Source organism: Nocardioides sp. SLBN-35 (assembly GCF_006715725.1).
GTDB lineage: Bacteria > Actinomycetota > Actinomycetes > Propionibacteriales > Nocardioidaceae > Nocardioides.
On the sequence record NZ_VFNU01000001.1, the window covers coordinates 99,570 to 121,425 of the forward strand.

General features: G+C 72.4%; 24 protein-coding genes. 6 read left to right on the forward strand and 18 right to left on the reverse strand.

The genetic code is table 11. The features are described from left to right. Window positions 1-62 precede the first annotated feature (62 nt). Entirely contained in the window at window positions 63-539 is a 477-nt protein-coding gene (locus tag FBY23_RS00485) for a hypothetical protein (protein WP_141796356.1), read from the reverse strand. Beyond that, window positions 536-1,321: a sigma-70 family RNA polymerase sigma factor gene (locus FBY23_RS00490; RefSeq protein WP_313901085.1), complete on the reverse strand. Its 786-nt coding sequence runs from the start codon at window positions 1,319-1,321 to the stop codon at window positions 536-538. Before FBY23_RS00490 ends, FBY23_RS00485 begins: the two co-directional genes overlap by 4 nt. Between FBY23_RS00490 and FBY23_RS00495 the strand changes: the two genes are divergently transcribed. Beyond that, a complete protein-coding gene (locus FBY23_RS00495) occupies window positions 1,301-1,687 on the forward strand; it encodes a hypothetical protein (protein ID WP_141796358.1) in 387 nt (128 codons plus the stop codon). The genes FBY23_RS00490 and FBY23_RS00495 overlap by 21 nt on opposite strands. Before the next feature lie 112 nt (window positions 1,688-1,799). On the opposite strand, the gene FBY23_RS00500 is transcribed toward FBY23_RS00495, so the two are convergent. Both FBY23_RS00500 and FBY23_RS00505 read right to left on the reverse strand, forming a co-directional pair. Then, complete coding sequence (locus FBY23_RS00500; RefSeq protein ID WP_141796359.1) at window positions 1,800-2,306, reverse strand: MarR family winged helix-turn-helix transcriptional regulator; 507 nt, start codon at window positions 2,304-2,306, stop codon at window positions 1,800-1,802. Window positions 2,307-2,315: 9 nt separating this feature from the next. After that, window positions 2,316-2,813, reverse strand: a complete 498-nt coding sequence (locus FBY23_RS00505; RefSeq protein WP_141796360.1) for a hypothetical protein — start codon at window positions 2,811-2,813, stop codon at window positions 2,316-2,318. An 82-nt stretch (window positions 2,814-2,895) separates the two neighbouring features. Here FBY23_RS00505 and FBY23_RS00510 point away from each other — a divergent pair, with 82 nt between their 5' ends. Further along, window positions 2,896-4,134 carry an MFS transporter gene (locus FBY23_RS00510; RefSeq protein ID WP_260805662.1) on the forward strand — a complete coding sequence of 413 codons (1,239 nt, stop codon included), beginning with the start codon at window positions 2,896-2,898 and terminating at the stop codon, window positions 4,132-4,134. An 81-nt stretch (window positions 4,135-4,215) separates the two neighbouring features. Here FBY23_RS00510 and FBY23_RS00515 read toward each other — a convergent pair whose 3' ends face one another. Continuing rightward, window positions 4,216-5,721 carry an FAD-dependent oxidoreductase gene (locus tag FBY23_RS00515; protein WP_141796362.1) on the reverse strand — a complete coding sequence of 502 codons (1,506 nt, stop codon included), beginning with the start codon at window positions 5,719-5,721 and terminating at the stop codon, window positions 4,216-4,218. Between the two features lie 56 nt (window positions 5,722-5,777). Here FBY23_RS00515 and FBY23_RS00520 point away from each other — a divergent pair, with 56 nt between their 5' ends. The 3 genes from FBY23_RS00520 to FBY23_RS00530 are packed head-to-tail and all read left to right on the forward strand — an operon-like array spanning window position 5,778 to window position 8,026. Next, window positions 5,778-6,443, forward strand: a complete 666-nt coding sequence (locus FBY23_RS00520; RefSeq protein WP_141796363.1) for a TetR/AcrR family transcriptional regulator — start codon at window positions 5,778-5,780, stop codon at window positions 6,441-6,443. After that, complete coding sequence (locus FBY23_RS00525) at window positions 6,440-7,090, forward strand: class II aldolase/adducin family protein (RefSeq protein WP_141796364.1); 651 nt, start codon at window positions 6,440-6,442, stop codon at window positions 7,088-7,090. Before FBY23_RS00520 ends, FBY23_RS00525 begins: the two co-directional genes overlap by 4 nt. Continuing rightward, window positions 7,091-8,026, forward strand: a complete 936-nt coding sequence (locus FBY23_RS00530) for a carbohydrate kinase family protein (RefSeq protein WP_174245166.1) — start codon at window positions 7,091-7,093, stop codon at window positions 8,024-8,026. On the opposite strand, the gene FBY23_RS00535 is transcribed toward FBY23_RS00530, so the two are convergent. Together FBY23_RS00535 and FBY23_RS00540 are read right to left on the reverse strand one after the other, a co-directional pair. After that, window positions 7,972-9,237: an MFS transporter gene (locus tag FBY23_RS00535; RefSeq protein WP_141796365.1), complete on the reverse strand. Its 1,266-nt coding sequence runs from the start codon at window positions 9,235-9,237 to the stop codon at window positions 7,972-7,974. The two genes, FBY23_RS00530 and FBY23_RS00535, sit on opposite strands and share 55 nt — an antisense overlap. Window position 9,238: 1 nt before the next feature. After that, window positions 9,239-9,826, reverse strand: coding sequence for a transcriptional regulator (locus FBY23_RS00540; protein WP_141796366.1), 588 nt, complete (start codon window positions 9,824-9,826; stop codon window positions 9,239-9,241). A 71-nt stretch (window positions 9,827-9,897) separates the two neighbouring features. Here FBY23_RS00540 and FBY23_RS00545 point away from each other — a divergent pair, with 71 nt between their 5' ends. Beyond that, window positions 9,898-10,473 (forward strand): GNAT family N-acetyltransferase, encoded by a 576-nt coding sequence (locus FBY23_RS00545; protein ID WP_141796367.1) that lies wholly within the window; start codon window positions 9,898-9,900, stop codon window positions 10,471-10,473. Between the two features lie 87 nt (window positions 10,474-10,560). On the opposite strand, the gene FBY23_RS00550 is transcribed toward FBY23_RS00545, so the two are convergent. From FBY23_RS00550 to FBY23_RS00600, 11 genes are read right to left on the reverse strand one after another with little or no spacing between them, the layout of a single operon-like run. Continuing rightward, window positions 10,561-11,055, reverse strand: a complete 495-nt coding sequence (locus FBY23_RS00550) for a h domain protein (protein WP_141796368.1) — start codon at window positions 11,053-11,055, stop codon at window positions 10,561-10,563. Further along, window positions 11,052-11,528, reverse strand: coding sequence for a hypothetical protein (locus FBY23_RS25830; RefSeq protein WP_160158122.1), 477 nt, complete (start codon window positions 11,526-11,528; stop codon window positions 11,052-11,054). Before FBY23_RS25830 ends, FBY23_RS00550 begins: the two co-directional genes overlap by 4 nt. Beyond that, window positions 11,525-12,868: an MCE family protein gene (locus FBY23_RS00560; RefSeq protein WP_141796369.1), complete on the reverse strand. Its 1,344-nt coding sequence runs from the start codon at window positions 12,866-12,868 to the stop codon at window positions 11,525-11,527. The genes FBY23_RS25830 and FBY23_RS00560 overlap by 4 nt, the downstream gene beginning before the upstream one ends. 3 nt (window positions 12,869-12,871) lie before the next feature. Next, entirely contained in the window at window positions 12,872-14,077 is a 1,206-nt protein-coding gene (locus FBY23_RS00565) for an MCE family protein (RefSeq protein WP_141796370.1), read from the reverse strand. Continuing rightward, entirely contained in the window at window positions 14,074-15,144 is a 1,071-nt protein-coding gene (locus FBY23_RS00570; protein ID WP_160158123.1) for an MCE family protein, read from the reverse strand. The genes FBY23_RS00565 and FBY23_RS00570 overlap by 4 nt, the downstream gene beginning before the upstream one ends. Next, the gene (locus FBY23_RS00575; protein WP_160158124.1) at window positions 15,141-16,133 is read right to left on the reverse strand and encodes an MCE family protein; all 993 of its coding nucleotides are present in this window, start codon (window positions 16,131-16,133) and stop codon (window positions 15,141-15,143) included. The genes FBY23_RS00570 and FBY23_RS00575 overlap by 4 nt, the downstream gene beginning before the upstream one ends. Continuing rightward, on the reverse strand, window positions 16,130-17,188 hold the full coding sequence (locus tag FBY23_RS00580; RefSeq protein ID WP_141796373.1) for an MCE family protein: 1,059 nt from the start codon (window positions 17,186-17,188) through the stop codon (window positions 16,130-16,132). The genes FBY23_RS00575 and FBY23_RS00580 overlap by 4 nt, the downstream gene beginning before the upstream one ends. Further along, a complete protein-coding gene (locus tag FBY23_RS00585) occupies window positions 17,185-18,405 on the reverse strand; it encodes an MCE family protein (RefSeq protein ID WP_141796374.1) in 1,221 nt (406 codons plus the stop codon). Before FBY23_RS00585 ends, FBY23_RS00580 begins: the two co-directional genes overlap by 4 nt. Window positions 18,406-18,412: 7 nt before the next feature. Continuing rightward, window positions 18,413-19,252: an ABC transporter permease gene (locus FBY23_RS00590; protein WP_174245167.1), complete on the reverse strand. Its 840-nt coding sequence runs from the start codon at window positions 19,250-19,252 to the stop codon at window positions 18,413-18,415. A gap of 7 nt (window positions 19,253-19,259) precedes the next feature. Next, window positions 19,260-20,123, reverse strand: coding sequence for an ABC transporter permease (locus tag FBY23_RS00595; protein WP_222117680.1), 864 nt, complete (start codon window positions 20,121-20,123; stop codon window positions 19,260-19,262). After that, complete coding sequence (locus FBY23_RS00600; RefSeq protein ID WP_141796375.1) at window positions 20,120-21,853, reverse strand: FAD-dependent oxidoreductase; 1,734 nt, start codon at window positions 21,851-21,853, stop codon at window positions 20,120-20,122. Before FBY23_RS00600 ends, FBY23_RS00595 begins: the two co-directional genes overlap by 4 nt. Window positions 21,854-21,856: the final 3 nt, after the last annotated feature.

Below are 21,856 nucleotides of genomic sequence, written 5' to 3' on the forward strand. Positions count from 1 at the left end.
GGCTGCAGTTCGCACTGATCCACAACCCATTCGTCAGATGCGAAGCGAAAACCCGACCCGCGCTACAGCGTCACCCACGGCGTGGTGAGCGACCACCCACCCTGCTCGACCACGAACCGCACCGTCCCGGCCCGGACCCCCTCGAGCCGGAAGAACCCGGCGGCGTCCGCCTCGGCACTCAGCGCGTCGGCCTCGGGGCGCTCGAGGAGGACGGAGGCGGGCTCCACGGCCGAGGCGGCGGAGCCGGTGCCGATCACCTGGCCGAGCAGGGTCTCGCCGTCCACCTCGATCTCGAGGGTCAGGCCGCTGTGGCCGAAGGACAAGGTGCGCGGCTCGCCCCCCTCACCGGCGCCGGAGCGGACGGCGGCGCCGGCGTCGAGGGCAGAGTCGTGGAGCAGCTCGGCCAGCTCGGCGTCGACGGAGCGCCAGGTGAAGGCGGCGCGGGCCGCCGTACGCCGGCGGTCACTGACGGCTGCCTCCTCGGCGACCGCCTCGCCGAGCAGGGTCATCAGCTCGTCGTCGTCCAGAGGACCGGTCACGGGGTCACCTCCACCAGTCGGCGCAGTGCGGGGGTGCGACGCAGCTGCTCGAGCGCGCGGGCGCGGGTCGGGCCGATGCTGCCGACGGGGATGCCGAGGCGGCGGCTGATCTCCTCGTAACCGACGGGTGGGTCGGCGAGGAGGAGCAGGAGCAGCGCCCGGCGGGCCTCGGGGAGCGCGGCGAGGGCCTCGCGGAGCAGCTGGCGGCTCTCGGCCGCGAGCAGGTCGGTGCCGGCGGCGTCGTCGACGACCGCGTCGAGGCCGGAGGCGTCCTGCGGGTCGACCGGGCGCACCCGGCCGCGGGCCGAGAGCAGTCGCAGGCACTCGTTGCGGGTCGTCGTACGGATCCAGCCGGGGAGCGCCGCGGGCTCGCGCAGGTCGCCGAGGTGCTCGACGAGGCGCAGCCAGACGGTCTGGCTGACGTCGTCACCGTCGGCCTCCGAGAGCCGGTGGCCGCGGATGATCGCATCCACCAGCGGGAGGAAGCGGTCCACGATCGCATCCCATGCATGCTGATCTCCTTCCCGCGCCGCGGGGACGAGCGCTGACAGCGGTGAGTCGACGTCCACACCCGACCCCCTTCCCGTGACGCGGAAGCTTGCGGATGCATCGTCCCGCACATCGGACCCGCGAGCCAGCACCGTTGATACGTCGAGATTCCCGGTATCACCGCGACGCCCCGGCGCCTCCTCCTTCCAGCGCCCCCCGAACACCCCATCACCCCTCGCGGCACTCCCGCGGCTCCCCGGAAGGAACCCGTCATGACCTGGACCGAGACCCACGAACGCACCCGCATCATCCGCGAGGTCGAGGCGGCCGCCGCGACCGACATGAGCGGCGCGCTGCCCTGGCGCGAGGAGTGGCGCCCGTACTTCGACGGCCCGACGGCGCTGCTGGCGGCGCTGCGAGCCCGCTGGCAGCACATGTGCGAGGCGCAGCTCGACGCCCGGACCGGCGAGGACGAGCTGCAGGACACCTACGCGCGGCTGCGTCGTACCGAGGCGGCCGTGCTCCTCATCCTGCGACGGTACGACGCCGGCTCGCCCGGTGCGCCCGTCGTCCTCGGCCTGGCGGGCCCGCGGCCCACGTCCCTCCCGCGGCGGACCCGCCGGTTCCACCTGCGGGGCGGTCCGGTCCTGCCTGCCTAGGGCGTGACCGACCGCCGTCCTCGCGTTCTCGGCCTGTGGGGGGGTCGGTGCGACGCGAGCGGGTGGCCCGTCCGGACGCCGGACGGGCCACCCCCTTCCCACGCTCAGCGGCTCAGCCCTCGCGCTCCTCGGAGCGCACCGTCACCTTCTTCAGAAGCCGGTTGAGGGTCGCGAGCTCGCGCTCAGTGAGGGCCTCGGCGAGGTCGTCCTCGGCGCGACCGCGCAGGTCCATCGCCTGGCGCCAGACGGCCATGCCGGACTTGGTGACCTCGACGATCACCCGGCGGCGGTCCTCGACGGCCGGGATCCGGCGGATCCAGCCGGCCTTCTCCAGGCCGTCGAGCCGCCCGGTCATCCCCGCGCCGGACACCCCGAGCTCGGTGGCGAGCTCGGTCGGCGACGCGGAGCCTGGGGTGTCGCGGATCATCAGCACGTGCAGGGTGTCGTACTCGAAGTCGGTCAGGCCGACCTCGGCGACGGCACGCTGCTTGGCCCGGCGCAGGTAGCGGTCGATCCGGTTGACCCGGACGAACACGCCCTCGACCGCCTCGTCGAAGGCCAGGTCGAGCCAGTGGTCCTTCCACCGCGCGACGTGGCGGTCCGTCCAGTCCTCGGCCATGGGCGAACGCTACTGCGGGCGCCCTCGCCAGCGGCCGACGACGCCCGCGCCGACGAGCATCACCGCGACCAGCGGGAAGAGGTACTCGGGCAGCGAGAACCAGAAGTACGTCGACGGCAGGTCTCGCGTGAAGTCGAAGAAGCTCGGCACGTCGACGAGGTACCAGACGAACGGCAGCAGCCCCCAGACGAGGCCGGCGAGCACCGGTCCCAGGCCGGACAGCCGGGCGCAGGCGACCACGGCGAGCAGGATCAGGGCACCCGCGACCATCTGGAGCAGCTCGCTGCCGCCCTCGGAGCTGTCCAAGGTCCGCGCCAGCTCCTGGCGATAGCTCCCCGCTCCGTGGTCGAAGACGAGCACGCCGACGGGGGTCAGCACCAGTGCGACCACCGCGCTCATGAGGTGCCGCAGCACCATCGACGTGCGGCGTCCGGACGGCGGCGGGACGAACGGGGCCGGCCCGCTCGATGGCGGGGGCGGGGCGTAGGGGGCACCGGAGTCGGTCATGGGCCGATCCTGCCCCGCCGGGCCGCGCAGCGAAACTGATAGTTCGCTGGCGAATACTTAGATACCGAAGTACTCTGCTCCGGTGACCACGCCCTCCCCCTTGCGCTCGCGGGACTTCCGGCTGCTCGTCGGCGGTGTCGCGGTGAGCGGCCTCGGCTCGGCGATGACGCCGGTGGCGCTGGCGTTCGCGGTCCTCGACCTCGGCGGCACGGCCACCCAGCTGGGCCTCGTCGTCGCCGCGTTCTCGGCCGCCGAGGTCATCACGATCCTGTACGGCGGCGTGCTGGGCGACCGGCTCCCCCGCCAGCTCCTCATGCAGGGCTCCTCGGCGGCCACCGCGGTCAGCCAGGCCGCCTGCGCCGCCGTACTGATCACCGGTCACGGCTCACTGTGGTTCCTCACCGCGATCGGCGTCGTCAACGGCTGCCTCGGCGCGGTCGCCCAGCCCGCGTCCAACGCGATGACCCGCTCGACGGTCACCGACGAGCAGCTGGGCCGCGCGGTCGTGCTGCGCAGCCTGGCCAACCAGACGGCGTTCGCTGTCGGCTTCGCGATCGCCGGTGTCATCGTCGCGGTCACCAGCCCCGGTTGGGCGATCGCCGTCGACGCGGTGACGTACGCCGTCGCCGCGGTGCTCTTCGCGATGATCCGGGTGCCGGCCTCGGCGACGGCCGGGCGCGAACGGCTCCTCGCCGAGCTCGCCGACGGCGCTCGCGAGGTGTTCCGGCACACCTGGCTGTGGCTGCTGATCGGGCAGGCGCTGCTCTACCACCTGTGCTTCGGCGGGGTGCAGGGCGTGCTCGGCCCGATCGTCGTCAGCGACACCTGGAGCAAGGAGGCCTGGGGCTGGACGCTCTCGGCGCTGATGGCCGGCTTCGTCGCCGGCGGCCTGGTCGCGCTGCGCTGGCGACCGCGCCACCTGCTGCGCTGGGGCGTGGTGATGCTCGCGTTCACTGCCGCCTTCCCACTCGCCCTGGCGGTCGCCGGCGACCTGTCCGTCGTGCTGGTGGGCGCGTTCGTGCACGGCGTCGGACTGCAGCTGTTCAGCGTCAGCTGGGACCTGGCGATCCAGGAGAACATCGCCGAGGACATGCTCGCGCGGGTCTACTCCTTCGACACGGTCGGCTCCTACGTCTGTCGCCCGCTCGGGCTGGCACTCACCGGTCCCGTCGCCGCCGTCGTGGGCACCGACCGCTGGCTGGTCGCCGTCGCCGCCGTGATCGGGCTCAGCTCGATCGCCGCGCTCGGTGCGCCCTCGGTGCGACAGCTGACCCGTCGTACGACACCCGTGTCCGTGACTCCGGAGCCTGCACGCACCTGAAGCTGGCCGATTCCGCGCCGCGCCCCATGCGTTTTGGTCGCGACAACTGCGAAATCACGACCAGAACGTAGGGGGTGCGGTTCAGGTGAGGGAGTCCAACACCTCCTGGGCCGCGCGCTTGCCGGAGCGGACGGCGCCGTCCATGTAGCCGGTCCAGTACGTCGAGGTCTCGGTGCCGGCCCAGTGCACCCGGCCGTGCGGCGTACGGATGTGCCGGCCGTGGGTCGACATGACGCCCGGCGGGTAGATCGCGGTGGGGCCGCCGCCGGTCCACTGCTCGCGGGTCCAGTCGTGCTCGGTGTAGTCGATCGGGTGCAGCGCCTGATCGCCGAACATGGCGGCGAAGCCCTGCAGGACAGCGGTACGACGCTCCTCGAGCGAGCGGTTGCCGAACTGCTGCCACGCGGAGCCGCCGACGAACGCGAGCAGGACGCCGTGGCCGGTGTCGGCGACGTGGTTGTCGAAGGCGACCCGGACCGCGCCGGACTCGGCGATGCCGAAGCCGGTGAGCCCCTTGTCGCGCCAGAACGGCGTCTCGTAGACGGCGTCGCACTTCATCAGCCGGCCCATCTGGACCTGCTCGAGCAGCGCCTGCCGGCCGGCGGGCATGGCGGGCGCGAAGCCGATGCCGAGGACCTGCTTGGGCGGGGCGGCCACGATCACGCGGCGGGCCTTCACCTTGCCGCGAGCGGTGTGCACCCGGACCCGGCCGTGGGCGGGCTGCACGATCCTGGTGACGGCGGCGTTGAGCGCGATCCGCTTGCCGAGGCGCCGGGCGAGCTCGAGCGGGACCCGCTGGGAGCCGCCGACGAAGCGGCTCTCCTGCGCGCCGCCCGCGGTGTCGGAGTTGCGCTCGAAGGTGCCGGGGGTCGTCTCGTTGCCGGAGCAGGCGATGTAGTGCAGCACGAAGAGCAGCGAGACCTGGTCCGGGTCGGCGCCGAAGCCGGGCTGGGTCCAGGACTGGATCAGCTTCTCGATCCCCGAGCTGTTGAGGGTGTTGCGGCGCAGCCAGTCGCCGAGGGAGATCGCGTCCCACTCGGCCGCGCGCGGGTGGGACCAGGGCGCGTCGACGGAGAGCTCCTGGGCGAACCCGTTGAGCCGCTTCAGTGCGAGCGCCGCGTCGAGCAGGATCGTCGGGTCGGGCGGGACGGTGCCGGTGAACTCCATCCGGCCGAGCAGCGAGGACAGGTAGACGTTCTTGCCGGTGACGTACTCGTCGAAGGTGGCGATGCCGAGCTTGTGGGCGAGGCCCTTGACGTGGTCCTGGGTCGGGCCGACGAAGGCGCCGCCGGCCTCGATGGTGCCGCCGGTGGGGAGCTCGTGGTTGAGCACCCGGCCGCCGACCCGGTCGCGGGCCTCGACGACGAGGACGGAGTGCCCGGCGCCGCGGATCCGGCGCGCGGCGACCAGTCCGGCGAGGCCGGCGCCGACCACGACGACGTCGACCTTGCGCGGGAGCCTGCCCTTGCGTACGCCGGCGTGGACCTCCGCCTCCAACGCGTCGAGGGCGAGCAGACCGAACGTCGCCGCGCCGCCGGCGAGCAGGCCACGGCGGCCCAGGGTGAGTCGCGGGTCGGTGGTCTGCACGTCGCCTCCGAAGATGAATCTGTGTCAGGTTCGGGTTCGGAGGCTACACTTCGGGCATGCCTTCCGCCACCGTTGGATCCAGCGCCGGTCCGAGCGCCGGTCCGAGCCGCCGCCGGGTCCCTGCCCAGGCCCGGTCGCGGGAGCGGGTCGAGCGGATCCTCGAAGCAGCCGCCCGGCTCGTGGTGACCAACGGCGTCGACGGCCTGACGACACGCTCGATCGCGGAGGCCGCCGAGCTGCCGGTCGCCTCGCTCTACCAGTACTTCACCGACAAGGAGGCCGTGCTCCTCGCGCTCTGCGAGCGCGACATGGCCGAGATGGACGACCAGGTCGCCGGCGACCTCGCCGCCGTCGAGGAGCTGACCGTCGCGTCGCTGGTCGACACGGTGATGCGCGCGTTCGTGAAGGTCTACCACCGGCGCCCGGCCTTCATGCAGATCTGGATGCGCGGACGCACCAACCCCGCCATCTACGACTACGGCCGCCACCACAACCGGCGTACCGCCGAGAGCCTGCTCGCCTTCGGCATCGAGGCCGGCCTGCTCACCGCCGGTGGGTACGACGAGGAGCAGCTCGCCACGATCGCCGAGCTCGCCGTCGAGGTCGGCGACCGCGCCTTCCAGGTCGCCTTCGAGAACGACCCGCGGGGCGACGGCTTCCTCATCGACCAGGCGATCGCGCTGGTCGCCGGCTACCTGGACCAGATCGCCACCGGCCGGTGAACGAGGCCAGGGCGGCGGTCGCGGCCGCGTCCCGCCGGCTCGCCGAGGCCGGCCTGCTCGTCGGCACGGCCGGCAACGTCAGCGCCCGCGTGGGCGACCTGGTCGCGATCACCGCGACCGGCGTACGCCTCGGCGCGTGCTCACCTGACGACGTCACCGTCGTCGACCTCGACGGCGCCGTCATCGAGGGCACCCTCGCTCCGACCAGCGAGCTGTCCCTCCACCTCGGGGTGTACGCCGACGGCCCGACGGAACAGCAGGGCGCGGTCGTCCACACCCACGCGCCCTTCGCCACCGCACTCGCGTGCGTGCTCGACGCGCTGCCGGTGCTGCACTACCAGCAGCTCGCGCTGGGCGGCGAGGTCCGCGTGGCGCCGTACGCCACCTTCGGCACGCCCGAGCTCGCCGCCGCCGTGCGCACCGCGCTCGCCGGTCGCAGTGCCGCCCTGCTCGCCAACCACGGCTCGGTCACCCTCGGCGGCTCGCTCGACCAGGCGGTCGAGAACGCGCTCCTGCTGGAGTGGCTGTGCCAGCTGCACCACCGGGCCAGTGCCCTCGGCACGCCGCGGGTGCTCACCGAGGAGCAGCAGCTCGACGTCATCGAGGCCGCGCTGTCGCGCGGCTACGGCAGCACCCAGGAGATCTGAATGAGCATGGTGGTCGCCGCCGTCGGCGTGCACGTCCTCGACACCCACGTCCTCGGGATCGATTCGATCCCCGAGGGCTCCGAGGGCCAGCTGGTCGAGACGATCCGGATGTCGCCGGCCGGCACCGCGGGCGGCACCGCCGTGGTGCTCAGCCGGCTGGGCGCGAGTGTCCGGTCGTACGGCGCCGTCGGCACCGACCCTGTCGGCGACACCCTGCTCGCGCTGCTGGCCCGGGAGGGCGTCGACGTCGCCGGACTCGTGCGCAAGGACTCCGCGCAGACGTCGGCGTCGGTGCTGCCGGTGCGCCCCGACGGCGACCGCCCGGCCTGGCACTGCATCGGCACCAACGGCGCGTTCACGCTCGACGACCTGCCGTCCGACGTGCTGTCCGGCGTGACCCACCTCCACCTGGGCGGGCCGGAGTTCCTCGGCGGCGACGCGGCCGGCGAGCTGCTCGCCCGCGCCCGCGCCGCCGGCATCACCACGTCCGTCGACATCCTCGCGCCGGGCGACCCGGACATGCTGGCCTGGATCGCAGCGGCCCTCCCCCACACCGACCACCTGCTCCCCAACGACGAGCAGGTCCTCGGCTTCACCGGCGCCACCACCCTCGCCGAGGGGGCGCAGGCCCTGCTCGCCGCGGGCGCGGGCTGCGTCGCGGTCACCCAGGGCGCTCGGGGCGCGCTGGTGGCGAGCGCCGACGGGGTGACGGAGGTGCCGGCGTACCCGATCGAGGTGGTCGACACCACCGGCTGCGGCGACGCCTTCTCCGCGGGCTACCTGCGCGGGCTCGCCCTCGGCAGGACGCCCGTCGAGGCGGCCGCGCTCGGCTGCGCCACCGCCGCGCAGGTCGCGCAGGGCTTGGGCACCGACGCGGGGAGCTACGACCTGGCGGCGGTCGAGGCCTTCGCGGAGGCCGCCACCACGACGGCCTGAGGGCGCTCGTCGATGGTCCGCCACGCCGGCGACAGCAGGGGCGCCATCGTGGTCACGAGGTAGGCGACCCCGAACAGCATCAGGCCGGCGGACAGGCCGGTGCCGGTGACCGCCAGACCGGCGAGCAGGCCGCCGAGCGGCATCAGCGACCACGACGCGGCGAGCGACAGCGCGCTGACCCGGCCCATCGCGTCCTCGGGGATCCGCTCGAACTGCACGGCGCCGAGGACCGGGTTGATGAACCCGGCACCGAACCCGGCGACCACGTGCACCAGCGCGACCAGCCACAGCGGCGCACCGACGGCGAGCACGATCCAGCGCGGGGCACCGGCGAGGAGGTAGCCGACGAGATACGTGCGGAACCGCGGCAGTCGCTCGGCCCGCCAGGTCGCGAGCACCGAGCCGACCAGGGCGGCACCGCCCATGCAGGCACCGAGGAGGCCGATCGCCGCCGGGCCACCGCCCACGTCGTCGGCCCAGACCGGCAGCATCACCGACGAGTAGCCCTGGTCGAGCAGGTTGGTCACCGCGACCATCACCATCATCGCGAGCAGCACCGGGTCGCGGCGCAGCACGTCCCATCCGCCCCGCAGCTCGGCGAGGTACGACGACCCCTGCGGCTCCGGCCGCACGCCGCCGACCCGACGGGTCGCCACCGCGAGCACCGCCGCGCAGGCCAGGAAGGAGCCCGCGTCGACCAGCAGCGCAGTCGCCGGCCCGAGCACCGCGACCAGGCCGCCGCCGACCGCCGCACCGACCAGCGCGGAGAGCCGGTCCGTCGTACCGACCAGGCCGGTGACCCGCTCGGTGGGCAGCCCGACGTACCGCACCAGGGAGGGGACCATCGCGTGCCGCGCGGCCTCGGACGGTCCCCGCAGGGCACCGGTCACGGCCACCAGCGCCACGAGCACCGGGAAGTGCAGCCAGCCGGCGGCGTACGCGATCGGGACGGCGGCGACCGCGATCCCGGACGCGACGTCGAACCCGATCGCGACGCGGCGCGCGCCGGTGCGGTCGATCCACGGTCCACAGAGGGCCTGGGCGAGCACGAGCGGCAGCAGGCCGGCGAACGCCACCAGGCCGGTGCGGGTGGCCGACCCGGTGGTGGTCAGGACCAGCCACGGCACGGCGATCTGCGAGAGCCGGGTGCCGGCGAGCGAGATGGCGTCGGCGGCGAGGAAGCCCGCGAGGGCGCCCGAGCCCGCCCGCACGTCAGGCCTCCGGCGCGGGCGCGACGTGCCCGGGGACCGGGAACGCCTGGATCTGGAAGGCGAACGGCACCGCGTCCTCGTCCGGCTCGGCGTCGTCGACGGACGCGATCAGCTCCTTGATCCGCGCCACCAGGTCGGCGGCCTTCGCGGCCGGGATGGTGTGCACCCAGTCGCTCACCGTCGAGGCGGCCCGCCACTGCGGGGGCAGCAGCGGCTGCTCCTCCATCGCGGCCTGCAGGTTCTGGGCGTACATCACCGTCGCCGCCTGCAGGAACGCGTCGGCGACGTCGCGCTCCTCGGGCGTGCGGGCCTGCGCGGCACGGCTGTGCGTCTCCTGGTGCGCCGCCTTCCACCACCGGTCGCGGGCGTTGCCCCGGTCGGGGTCCTCGACCACGAAGCCGTGCTCGGCCAGCTGGCGCAGGTGGTACGACGTCGCGCCGCTGTTGAGCCCGAACCGGGTCGCGAGCGTGGTGGCCGTGGCCGGTCCCTCGATCCGCAGGTGGCTGAGGATCCGCAGCCGGGTGGGGTGGGAGAGGGCGCGCAGGCCCGCGAGGTCGGGGGTCACCACGCTGGGTCGCTGCTCGGTCATGGCTCGACCGTACGACCGCAAAGAAGTATTTGCAAATAGATCTTTGCAGTCGCGTCCGGGAGGATGGCGCCATGAGCTTCGAGATCCGGCCTCAGCGCCCCGACGACGACGATGCGACGAGGCAGCTGATCGGCGCCGCCTTCGGCGCCGAGGGCGCCGCCGTGGTCGGGGTGTGGGGCGACGTGGTCGCCCGCGGACACGACCGGGCCCAGCTGGTCGCGGTCGACGCGACCGGGGCGCTGGTGGGCCACGTCGGGCTCAGCCACGGCTGGCTCGACACCCGGCAGGCGCTGGTCGACGTGCTCGTGCTCAGCCCGCTCAGCGTCGCGCCCGCCCACCAGGGCCGGGGAGTCGGTGCGGCGCTGCTCGAGGCCGCGGTCGCGGAGGCGGACCGGCTCGGTGCGCCGGTCGTCGTGCTCGAGGGCGACCCGGGCTACTACTCGCGGCACGGCTGGTCGCCGGCCGCCGACCTCGGCATCGAGGCGCCCACCCGGCGGGTGCCCGGACCGGCGTTCCAGGCGGTGCCGCTGGCGTCGTACCAGACCTGGATGACGGGCCGGGTCGTCTACCGCGACGTGTGGTGGGAGCACGACTCCACCGGCCTGCGCGACCCGGTGCTCGCCGACATCGAGGCCCGCCTCGGCTGAGCTCTACCCGGGTGTTGTGGCCACTACCCGGGCGCTGGTGCAGCACTTTTCGTGCCGCAACACTTAGTTACAAGCGGCGGGCGCGCCCTACTTCGGCTCGAGGCCCGCGATCTTCCAGCCGTCGCCCACCCGCTTCATGGTGACCTCGACCCGGCTGCCGGAGACCGACGTACCGCCCTTGCCGCCGTCCTCGCCCTTGGCTGCGGTGGTGGTCTGGGTGAGGAACAGCAGTACGACGACCCGGTCGCGGGTGCCGCGGACCACGCCGGCCGCGTTGACGGCGGCGGTCGTGGAGATGCCGCGCTGGGCGGCGGTCGGCTCGACGACCTCGTCGAGGATCTTGCCGTAGTCGGCGTGGAAGCCGCCGGTGGTCTGGTCGTCGGCGGTGGCCAGGTCGGCGTCGAGGGTCGCGGCGTCGTAGCCCAGCAGGGCCGGGACCCGCTCCTTCGCGGCGGCCAGCGCGTCGGCGCGGGCCTCGGTGAGGTCGGCGGCGCGCTGGGCGCCGAGGGTGACGGCGACGGCGAGAGCCAGGAGGGCGAGTACGACGGCGGCGAGGATGGTGCGGCTGCGCAGGGCGGTCATGCGACGAACTCCAGTCCGGACACCAGCCAGTCCCCCTTCACCTTCTGCAGGTCGACCGTGAGCCGGTAGTTCCGCGGCTCGGCGGCGGACGTCTGCTTGTTCTGGACCGACCCGGCGGCCGCGACGATCACCGTGGCCCGCTCGCCGGCCAGCTTCACCAGGCCGGCGGAGACGACGTCGCCGCTGGCCCGGACGGCGTTGTCGGCGAGCGCCTGCTGGAGCCGGTCGGCCTGGCCCTCCAGCTCGCTGCGGAAGCCGGCGGTCGCACCGGCGAGCAGCTTCTTCATGTCGGCGTCCGAGGTGGCCGAGCTGATGTCGACCAGGCCCTCGACCTCGGCGGTCGCGGCGGCGATCGCGTCCTTCTCGTCGGCGGCCTGCGCCCGCTCGTCCTGCCAGGCCGAGGCCCGCTGGCCGGTGAGGACGAGCAGGGCCACCGCCGCCAGGGCGACGGCCGCCCCGCGCCAGGTCTTCACCGGACCCCCAGGGGTGCCAGCACGAGGATCTTCCACAGCTCGTCTCCTCCGGTCTCGGGCGCACCGGCAGAGGCCGGCGCGGTCGCGGTCGTGGTGCCGTCGCCGTGTCCGACGGCGAGGTCGTAGGCGACCGTGCCGCTGGAGTCCGGCCACTCGCCGCCTCCGAAGTGCTCGCCACAGGCGGCGGGGGTGTTGCCGCGGCCGTCGCCCTCGGGGCACGGCAGGTTGCGGGCGCCGCGGACGGCGGTCGGGTTGTCGGGCGCGATCTCGCAGTGCGCCAGGGGGTCGACGTCGCGGACCTCGGTCGCACGCGGGTTGCGCCGCTCCTTCGGCGACAGGTAGCCGCTCTGGCAGGTCGGCGGGTTGTTGAGCGCGGCGCGCAGGTCGAGCTTCACGTCGCCGTGCTCGGCCCGCGGGTTGATCGCCGACTGCAGCCGCGCGACGAGCGAGGGGTAGACGACGAGCGTCTGGTGCAGCTGCGGCAGGTAGGTGTTGAGCACCTGGGCGTTGGTGGTCAGGTTGGCCAGCATCATCGGCAGTACCGGCTGCAGGTCGGTGACCGTGCGGGTGGCCGCGTCGAGGCCGCCGGGTGCGTTCTTCAGCAGAGTGCGTACGGCGGCCGAGTCGCCGGCTGCGAGGGCGGTGGTGAGCTCGTCCAGGGAGGCGGCGTACGACTGCGTCCGCGAGCCGAGGTCACGCTGGGTCTCGAGCACCGGCTGCACCGCGGCGATCAGCGAGGTGGTGGCGTCGATCCGCGCCTGGGCCTCGCTCAGCACGTCGCCGGTGGAGTCGACCAGCTCGTTGAGGTCGGGGCCCGCGCCGCCGAGTCCGGCGTCGACCTCGTCGAGGACCCGCTTGGTCTCCGCCTTCGGCACCGACTCCAGCAGCCGGTTGACCGAGTCCAGGACCGGCGTGATCTGCGGCATCTCGACGGCCCGCTCGCGCGGGATCCTCGCGCCGTCGGCGAGCACCTCGCCTCCCGCCGGCGGGGTGCGGGGGTCGACCAGGTCGACGTACTGCTCGCCGACGGCGGAGGTGCTGTGCAGCTCGGCGGACGCGCCGGCCGGGATCTTCGCGTCGTTGTCGAGGCGCAGCGTGGCGATCGCGCCCTCGTCGGTGACCTCGAGCTTCGAGACCTGGCCGACCTCGACGCCGCGGTAGGTGACCGCGGCCTTCGGGTAGAGCCCGCTCGCGTCCCCGAAGTCGACGTCGACGTCGTAGACGCCGATGCCGAGCATGGCCGGCACCCGGGCGTACTGGAAGAACGCGAGGCCCAGCGCGACCACCGCGAGGACGGTGAAGATGCGCAGCTGGCGCTTGATCAGCGGGGTGAGCAGCATGGCCTAACAGCCTCCGAGGATCTTCTTGAGCAGGCCGCAGTCCGGCACGGGCTCGGCCGGTGCAGCCGGCGTCTGCACGTCGCCGGACGTCGTCGGCTCGGTGGGCGCGGGCGTGCCGGGCGCCGGGACCGGAGCCTCCGGTACGGCGGGGGTCTCCGGCGCGGCGGCGTCGGCCGGCGGCGTCGCAGGTACGCCGATCAGGCCGAGCCAGCTGGCCAGCAGGCTGCTGTCGCGCAGGTCGAGCGTGGCGAACAGGTTGGCGTAGTCCCCGCGCAGCGCGTTGCGCGCGGTCATCACCGGGAACGGGATGGTGAGCGCGATCTTGAGCGACTCGGGCAGCGACTCGCTGGCCTGGCCGAGGTGCTCGAGGATCGGGCCGAGGGAGTCGAGGTTGGCGAGCAGTGCGGTCTCGCTGGCGCGGATCACCTCGCTCGCGCGGACGCCGGTGCGGCTGGTCCTGGTGACCGCCTTGACCAGCCGGTTGCGCTCCTGGTCGAGCACCTTCAGGCCGGGGGTGATCCGGTCGATGGCAGTGGCGATCTGCTGCTGGTCCTGACGCAGGCCGGCGCTGAGGCTGTTGAGCGACTCCAGCGCGCGCACGATCTCGGACTTGTTGGCGTCGAGCACCGAGAGCAGGTCGTTGGTGTGCCGGATCAGGCCACGGGTGTCGGGCACCCGGTCCCGCAGCGCCGTCGAGAGCTCGCCGGTGATGGTGCTGATCTGGGACAGGCCGCCGTTGTTGAGCAGCAGCGCGACGGCGCCGAGGACCTGCTCGGTGGCGGGGTAGGTGCCGGTCTGCGCGACCGGGACCACCGCACCCTCGGCCAGCCGGGCGCCGGCGGGGTGAGTTCCGGTCGAGCCGTCGGGGGCCGAGACCTCGACGTACTGGGCACCGAGGAGGGTCTTCTGGCCGATCGAGAACACCGCGTCCGCGGGCAGCACCACGTCGTCGAGCAGGTGCAGGTCGACGACCGCCTCCCAGCCCTCAGCGCGGATCTCGCCGACGGTGCCGATCACGACGTTGTCCTTCTGGACCGTCGAGTTCGGGACCAGGTTCTCGATCTGGTCGAAGTGCACCTCGACGGTGTAGCCGTCGTCGCCGACCGCGACCTGGCCGGGCAGCGTGTTGTCGTTGGGCTGGATGTCGCAGCCGGTGAGGGCGAGCCCCGCCACGACGACGGCGGGTAGGAGGGCGCGGGAGAGGGTCACTGGGTGCCTCCGATCGAGCCGATCCCGAGCAGGTCGATCAGCGGTTGCAGCACCTTCGCGCACTGCTCGGCCGTGCCGCCGACGCCGAGGACCGCGCCGCAGAGCAGCTGAGGGACGTTGTCGAGCGCCGAGAGCGTGGCCCGGCCGGTGATCGCCTGGTCCTGGATGGTGTTGCTGAGGTCGACGATCGCGTGCGGCGCGACGTGCAGGACGCCGGCGAGCTCGTTGGACCGGTCGGCCAGGGTGGCGGCGAGCAGGTTGACGTCGGTGGTCGTGGTCCGGATCTGCTTGCGATGCCTCTTGAAGTACTTCTCCGTCGCCTCCAGCACCCGGCCGAGGTCGGTCAGGGCTCCGGTGAGGTTGGTGCGGTTGTCGGCCAGGACGGTGCTGACATCGTCGAGCTCGGTCGTGAAGCCCCGCACCGCCGCGTCGTTGAGGGCGAGGTTGCGGGTGAACGTGTCGAGGTGCTCGATGGTCGAGAAGAGGTCGGATCGTCCGTCGGACAGGGCCGTCGCGGCGCTACGGAGCTCGGCGATCGAGGTCCGCAGCTGGTCGGAGTTCCCCTCGGCCAGGCTCTGGTCGATCGCCTTGATCGCGACCGCCAGCGGTCCGTCCTGCTTGCCCGCATCGGGGCCGAGGGTGGTCGCCAGGTCGGTCAGCTGCTGCTTCACGTCGTCGAAGGTGACCGGTACTGCGGTCCTCTCCTTCGCGATGGTGGCGCCGTCCTCGAGACGCGGGCCGCCGTCGTAGACCGGCTCGAGCTGGACGAACCTCCCGCTGACCAGGCTGGGCGACACGATCGCGGCGTGCGCCTCGGCGGGGATCGGCCGGCCGGAGTCGACCTTCAACGTGACCAGCACACCGTCGGGCCTGTTCTCGATCGCGGTGATCTTGCCGACCTTCACGCCGAGCACCTTGACGTCGTCACTGACGTTGAGGCCCTCGGCGCTGGCGAAGTACGCGCGCACCGTGGTGCTGCTGGTGTCGCGGTTCCACGCGAAGAGGCCCGCCAGGACGGCGGCGATCACGAGCGCGACCAGGATCTTCTTGCTCACGAGACGGTTCACGGCACGACTCCCGACAGGATGGGGGCGAGGGTCCCGGGGGAGGTGAGGTTCTGGATGTAGGCGTCGAACCACGGCCCGCTCGAGATCGCCTCGCCGAAGGCGGTGGCGTAGCCCTGCAGGCCGACGATGCTGGCCTGCAGGTTCTTCTTGTTCGTGTTGAGCACGTCGACCACGCCGTCGAGCTCGTCGAGCGCCGGCCCGAGCACGTCGTCGGTGTCCTCGAGCAGCAGCCGCAGCTGCCCGGCCAGGGAGCGGGCGCTCTTCAGCAGGCTGACCACCACGTCCTGGCGGGCGTCGAGCTCGCTGAGCAGCGAGCGCCCACTGGTGAGTAGCGAGGCGATCTGCTGGTCCCGGCCGGCCAGCACGCCGGTCACACTGTCGGCGTGCGCGAGCAGCGAGCGCAGCTCGTCGTCGTTGGACGAGACCGCCCGCGACAGGGCGGTGATCCCGTCCAGCGCCGGGCGCAGGTCGGGGCTCGAGGACGACAGCGTCCTCGACGCCTGGTCCAGCGCGGCCGCGAGCTGCGCCTTGTCGATGCTCGCCGTGGTCTCGGTGAGCTCGTTGAGCGTGCTCGTCAGGTTGTACGGCGACGAGGTGCGCGCCAGCGGGATCGACTCCCTTGCCCCGATCTCCCCGGTCCCGCGGGGCACCAGCTCCACCGCGGCCCGACCGAGCAGGGTCATCGTGATGATCCGGGCCTCGGTGCGGTCGCCGAGCACGATGTCGGGATCGGTCAGCACCACGTCGGCGACGACGTGCTTGTGGTCCAGGCGGACCTCGCGGACCTTGCCGACCTGGGCGCCCGACACCATCACGGCGTCGCCACCCTTGAGGCCGCCGGCCTCGGCGAACTGGACGTGCACGACGTCGCTGTTGCCGATCAGCGGCAGCTTGTTGATGTTGAGCGCCGCGAGCACGGCGAGGACGAGGACGACGGTGCCGGCCAGGCCGCGAGCGGCCAGCCGGTCGGGGCTGGTCACGCGGCTCACTTCTTGCACCTCGGGGCGTCGGAGTAGATCCACGGCGTCGTGACGTCCGCGCCGGCCAGGCCGGTCTGGATCCGCACACCGCAGAGGAAGAAGTTGAAGTAGTTGCCGTACGACGCGGTGTTCTGGATCGCGCGGTAGTGCGCCGGCAGGTTCTCGAGGACGGTCTCCAACGTCCCTGCGTTCTCGTTGACGCCGCGGGCCGAGACGGCCAGGCCCTGGAGGTCGGTGCGCAGGTCGCCGCGCGCCTTCGTCACGAGGCCGGTCGTCGTGGTCGCGAACTCGTCGATCCGAGCGGCAGCGTCGAGGACCTGGGTGTCCTGCTGGTCGAGCCCGGTCAGCAGCTGGTCGAGCCGGTCGAGCAGCAGCCCGAGGGTCGCCTTGCGGTCGTCGAACGTGCCGAGGACGCTGTTGAGGTTGCCGATCACCTGGCCGATCAGCTCCTCGCGGCCGCCGATGGTGGTGGTGAACGACGCGACGTGCTGCACCAGCGTGGCGACGGCGGCCTGCTGGCCCTGGAGCACCTGCACCAGCTGGCCGGACAGCTCGTTGACCTGGGTCGGGCTGAGTCCGGCGAACAGCGGCTTGAAGCCGTTGAGCAGGGTGTCGAGGTCGAGTGCGGACGCGGTCTGGCTGGCGGGCAGGGTGCCACCGGCCGCGAGAACCTCGCCCGTGTCCCCCTCCCCGCGGGTCAGCTGGACCACCCGGTCGCCGATCAGGTTGCGGTACTGGATGGTCGCGTGGGTGCCCTTGGTCAGCTGCTGGTCCTCGCCGACGTCGAACCTCACGAGCACCGTGTTGTCCTTGCGTACGTCGATGCCGGTCACCTTGCCGACGTCGACGCCGGCGACGCGGACCTCGTCACCGACCGCGAGGCCGGACACGTCGTCGAAGACGGCCTTGTAGTCGTCGCGGTCCCCGGGCCGGTACTCACCGGTGACGGCGGCGACCCACACCGTGAAGACCGCGGCCAGCGACAGGAAGGCGGTGAACTTGATCAGGTCGGCGCGCTGGCGCCGCTTCTCGGGACTCAGCCGACTCTTCGAGGTGGTGCTCATGGCAGGTTCCCCACTCCCTCGAGGACGCCCAGCAGCGTGTCGGCCACGGCCTCGCTGGGCGTGGGCTGCGGGCCGACGTACGGATTGGCACCGGTGCGGAACGACGGCGGCACGGCCTTGCCCTCCTGCGCGTCGACGTACGGGAGGCCGTAGCACGCCGGGCCGTTGTCGGCGCCGAGCTCGGGCAGGTTCTCCTCGTAGGTGTACGGGTCGCGGCCCGGGATGATCCGGGTGAAGGTGGTGACGCCCGGGTGGGTGCCGCCGACCGCGGCCTCGGCGAGCTTGTTGGCCGACGCGAGGCCGAGCACGAGGCAGGGCAGCTCGGGTGAGTAGCGCTCGAGGACGTCGCTCACCGGTCGCAGCAGGCCGAGCGAGGTGACCAGGCCCTGCCGCGAGCTGCGCACCAGGATGTCGGTCTGGTCGCTGAACCCGGTCAGGCTGCGCTCGAGGGCCCGCAGCGAGGCCTGCTGGCGGACCAGCGTCTGGGAGACCTCGCCGGTGTGGGTGAGCGTGGCGACCAGGTCGGGTCGGGCGATGTCGTAGACGTCGGCCACGTCGTCGGCCACCCGGAGGTCGGCGGACAGGGTGCGCAGCGACGGGTTGAGGGACTGCAGGTAGGTGTCGGTCCGGGTGATCAGGTCGCCGATCAGCTGGCCGCGCTCCTCGACGGCGCCGGCGACCGCGGTCAGCGCGGAGTTCACCTCGGCGGGGCGGGCGACGTCGAGCACCTTCGTGAGGTTCTCGAACGCCTCGTCGACCTCGACGGTGACCCGGTCGGCCGGGATCACGGCGCCGGCCTCGATCGTCCCGCCGCTGCTCCCGTCACTGCTGTGGGCCGGCGGCGTCAGCTGGACGTACTTCGCGCCGAACGCCGTCGGCGGCACGATCTGCGCCGTCACGTCAGCCGGCACCCGGTCGACCTTGTCGGCGTCGATCTCGAGCTCGATGCTGACCTTCCCGTCGGCGCTCGGGCTGTTGTCGACGTGGCTGACCCGGCCGATCTCGACGCCGCGCAGCTTGATCGGCGCCCCGGAGGCGAGGGTGAGGCCGGCCCGGTCGGACTGGACGGTGACGAGCACGTTGTCCTCGAAGGCACCGCGGTACTTGGCGATGGTGCCGGCGACCAGCGCCGCGACCAGGGCGATGAACAAGAACCCGTAGACGACCTGCCGGTCGACGTGGTGCGCGTGCTTCTCCCTGGGCGATCTGGTGCTCATCGTCTCCTCACCCCGCGATGTGGACCGACGGACCGCCCCAGATGGCGATCGCGAAGATCAGGTCGATGAACATGGTCGAGATGAGCGCCGAGCGGACGGCCTTGCCGACCGCCTTGCCCACGCCGGCAGGGCCGCCGGCCGCGCGGAAGCCGTGGTAGCAGCAGATCGAGACGATCACGAGCGCCATCAGCGCGACCTTCACGATCGCGAGGAACAGGTCGCTCGGGATGAGGAAGGTGTCGAAGTAGTGCTGGTAGGTGCCCGGCGCCTGGTCGTAGCCGACCGTGACGACGACGTACGTCGCCAGCCAGCACATCATCAGCGCGATCGCGAAGAGGGGGACGACGGCGATCAGGCCCGCGATGATCCGGGTCGTCACCAGGTACGGCACCGGCGGGACCGCCATCACCTCGAGTGCGTCGATCTCCTCCGAGACCCGCATCGCCCCGATCTGCGCGGTGAATCCGGCGCCGACGGTCGCGGTCAGCGCGATGCCGGCGATGATCGGCGCGACCTCGCGAGTGTTGAAGTACGCCGAGAAGAAGCCCGACAGCGTCGAGACACCGATGTTGTCGAAGGAGGTGTAGGCCTGCAGGCCCACCTCGATGCCGGCCGCCGCGGTGAGGAACCCGATGACCAGCACTGTGCCGCCGATCAGGGCGAGCGCGCCCGAGCCGAGGGAGACCTCGGCCAGCAGTCGCACGACCTCCTTCGGGTAGTGCTTGAGCGCCCGCGGCATGTGCGAGTAGGCGTTGCCGTGGAAGCTCAGCTGGTCTCCGAGTCGGCGCAGCGAGGACATCGGCCTGCCGACGTGGCGAGCGATGAAGCCCGGAGCCGTCGTACTCATCGTCGCCTCACGCTCCGAGCTTGATCTGGAGGAACAGGGCACTGATCACGCTGTTGGCGGCGAACAGCAGCATGAACGCGAAGACCACCGTCTGGTTCACCGCTTCGCCGACGCCCTTCGGGCCGCCCTTGGCGTTGAGGCCGAGGTAGCAGGCGGTCAGGCCGGCCAGCAGCCCGAACACCGCGGCCTTGGCCTCGGAGGCCAGGAAGTCCGGCAGCCCGACGAGCAGCGTGAGGTCGGAGAGGTAGAGGCCGGGGGTGGCCCCCTGGAGCACGACGGAGAAGAAGTACCCGCCGACCAGGCCGACCACGGTCACCATCCCGTTGAGGGCGACGCCGACCAGGGTCGAGGCCACCACGCGGGGTACGACGAGCCGCTCGATCGGGTCGATGCCGAGGGTCACCATCGCGTCGATCTCCTCGCGGATCTTCCGTGAGCCGAGGTCCGCGCAGACCGCGGTCGCACCGGCACCGGCGACGACGAGGACCGAGACGATCGGGCCGATCTCGCGGACCACCGCGACCGCGGCGCCCGCACCGGCGAGGTCGACCGCGCCGATCTGGATGAGCAGCTGGTTGACCTGGAAGATGATCACGACGCAGAACGGGATCGACACCAGCAGCGCCGGCCCGAACGAGACCGTCGTGATGAACCAGGCCTGCGAGATGAACTCGCGGAACTGGAAGCGCCGCGTGAACATCTGGCCGAACACCTTGCCGACGAAGCTGTAGAAGTCGCCGAAGGTTCCGAGCGTCTTGAACACGAGGGTCGAGCGGACCGCCTCGCGGGCGACCTGCCGGGTGCGCTCGTCCATCCCGTCCGGTCCGGCCCGGCGCTTGCCGGGTGCCTCGACGGTCGGTGCCGCGGTCATGCGGGTGCCTCGGGCTTCACGACGTACAGCGGGAGGCGTAGCGCAGCCGGTGCGGTCGGGGGCACAGCCGCCCGCACCGGCGCGATCGGGGAGAGCCGCTCGTAGCCGGCTCCGAGGTCGGGGCGGTGGTCCGCCTCTCCCTGGTTGGGCCACACCGCCATCGCGCGCTCGGCCTGCGCGGTGATGGTCAGGCTGGGGTTGACGCCGAGGTTCGCGGAGATCGCGGCGCCGTCGACGACGTGCAGTCCGGGATGCCCGTAGACCCGGTGGTAGGCGTCGATCACCCCGGTCTGCGGGGAGTCCCCGATCGGGCAGCCGCCGAGGAAGTGCGCGGTCATCGGGATGTTGAAGATCTCGCCGGTGGTGCTGTAGGAGCCGCCGTCGATCTTGTCGCTGATCCGGCGTACCACCTCGTTGCCGGCGGGGATCCAGGTCGGGTTCGGCTCGCCGTGGCCCTGCTTCGAGGTGAGCCGCACCCTGTCCGTGCGACGCAGCCCGCGCCTCTTCGGGAACACCGTGATCGAGTTGTCGCTGGTCTGCATGACCAGCGCGATGATCGTGCGCTCGGGCCAGCTGCCCAGGCCGAAGATCGTGGACAGCAGCAGCAGCGGGTGGAGCGCGGCCTGCCCGAGCCAGCGCACCCAGCGCGGGGTCCGGCCGCCGCCGTCGGTCATCAACGTGAGCAGCATCCCCATCAGGCCCGAGCCGACGCCGTAGCGGACCGGCTCGACGTGGGTGACCTCGTCGGGGTGGATCGAGGAGGTGATCGCGACGCCGTGGTGGAAGTCGTACTCGCCCTTGTTGCGCAGCTTGGTGCTCGACGCGCACAGCGCCTCGGAGTTGGTGCGGGTCAGGTAGCCGAGCCGGTCGGACAGCCCGGGCAGGTCGCCGGAGCGGCGCATGCCGTGCAGCAGCTCCTGGGTGCCCCACGTCCCGGCGGCCAGCACGACCTGGCCGGCGCTGATCGTCGTCGTACGACGAGCCGAGCGGCCCGAGCGGTGCGTGACGACGTCGTACCCGCCGTCCTGCCGGGGCCGGACCGCGGTGACGGTGGTGCGCTCCCGGACCTCCGCGCCGATCTTCTCGGCGAGGTAGAGGTAGTTCTTGAGCAGCGTGTTCTTGGCGTTGTGACGACAGCCCGTCATGCACTCTCCGCACTCCAGGCAGCCGCGGCGCTCCGGCCCGGCGCCGCCGAAGTAGGGGTCCGCGATCGCCTCGCCCGGCGTGCCGAAGCAGACGCCGACGGGCGTCGCGCGGTAGGTGTCGCCGACACCCATCTCGTCGGCGACCTCCTTCATGATCACGTCGCTGGGCGTGACCGTGGGGTTCTCGACGACGCCCAGCATCCGGCTCGCCTGGTCGTAGTACGGCGCCAGCTCGGCCTTCCAGTCGGTGATGTGCGCCCACTGCGGGTCGTTGTAGAACGCGTCCGACTTCGGCTGGTAGAGCGTGTTGGCGTAGACCAGCGAGCCGCCGCCGACACCCGCGCCGGCGAGCACGACCACGTCGCGCAGCAGCCGGATCCGCTGGATGCCGAAGCAGCCCAGGCGCGGCGCGAAGAGGAACTTGCGCACGTCCCAGGAGGTCTTCGCGAACTCCTCGTCCTCGAACCGGCGCCCGGCCTCGAGCACCAGGACCCGGTAGCCCTTCTCGGCGAGGCGCAGGGCCGTGACCGAGCCGCCGAAGCCGGAGCCGACCACGACGACGTCGTACTCGAAGTCAGCGCGCATGCG